This is a genomic window from Corynebacterium sp. HMSC071B10 (assembly GCF_001814825.1).
Lineage (GTDB): Bacteria > Actinomycetota > Actinomycetes > Mycobacteriales > Mycobacteriaceae > Corynebacterium.
In genome coordinates this window covers 1-873 of sequence record NZ_KV817980.1, presented here as the reverse complement: position 1 = coordinate 873, position 873 = coordinate 1, and the positions used below count along the sequence as shown (strand labels likewise).

The window sequence follows — 873 nt, the reverse complement described above, 5'->3', positions numbered from 1 at the left end:
CGAGCGCATGACCGACGAGCTTGCGTGAGTAGGCGTCGATGACCGTGGCTAGGTACATGTTCTTGCCGCCCTTACACGGCAGGTACGTAATATCGCCTACATAGAGCTCGTTTGGCTTATCAGCTGTGAATTTACGGCTTACTAGATCTGGCATGACGCGGTGGCCAGGCTTACGCCTGGTGGTGATGCATCGACGCCGCTTAGTAAAGCCTTTAAGCCCCATGGATTGCATGATGCGTGCGACCTTCTTGTGATTGATCGGGGGAAAGCCCGTATCGTCGTTGAGGCTTGCAGCGATGCGTTTAGCACCATAGAGCCCGTGCTCGTCATCGAAGATGGTCTTGATTCTTGCACCAATAAGGGCGTCAGAACATATCTTTGACCTTCGTTTATCGCGGGTGTTGACCCATTTGTAGAACGAGGAGCGATTGAGCTTTAACACGTGGCACATCCGCTTGACCGAGTACTCGGTTCGGTGGTCATCGACAAACTGGAAGCGGATTACCAGCGTGTCTCTTCGGCAAAATATTTCGCGGCCTTGCGCAGGATGTCGCGTTCTTCGCGCAGCTTAGAGACTTCTTTTTCTAGCTGGCGGATTCGCTCGGAGTCAGTCGTCGCCTGGGCCTGGTCGCGCAAGGTTTTGGTGCGGGCACGTTTGCCGGTGCCGTACTGCTTAAGCCAAGTGAAAAGTGAGGAACGATTGACTCCAAGCTCTGCTGAAGCCGCGTGAAGTGTGAGATCCTCGTTGTTTTCGTAGAGGGCCACAGCATCACGTTTGAACTGTTCGGAGTACCTAGGCATGGTGGTAGATTACCTTTCTTCCCAACCCAACTGGGCTGGATATCAGGTGTCTACCTAACGGGGGTCAGGTCC

At 53.7% G+C, this 873-nt stretch carries 2 protein-coding genes; both read right to left on the bottom strand.

From position 1 onward, the window contains the following. On the bottom strand, positions 1-451 hold a 451-nt coding region (locus tag HMPREF2990_RS12645; RefSeq protein WP_246817410.1), incomplete at its 3' end, for an IS3 family transposase. A gap of 50 nt (positions 452-501) precedes the next feature. Further along, the gene (locus tag HMPREF2990_RS02580; RefSeq protein WP_070762580.1) at positions 502-801 is read right to left on the bottom strand and encodes an IS3 family transposase; all 300 of its coding nucleotides are present in this window, start codon (positions 799-801) and stop codon (positions 502-504) included. Positions 802-873 lie beyond the last annotated feature (72 nt).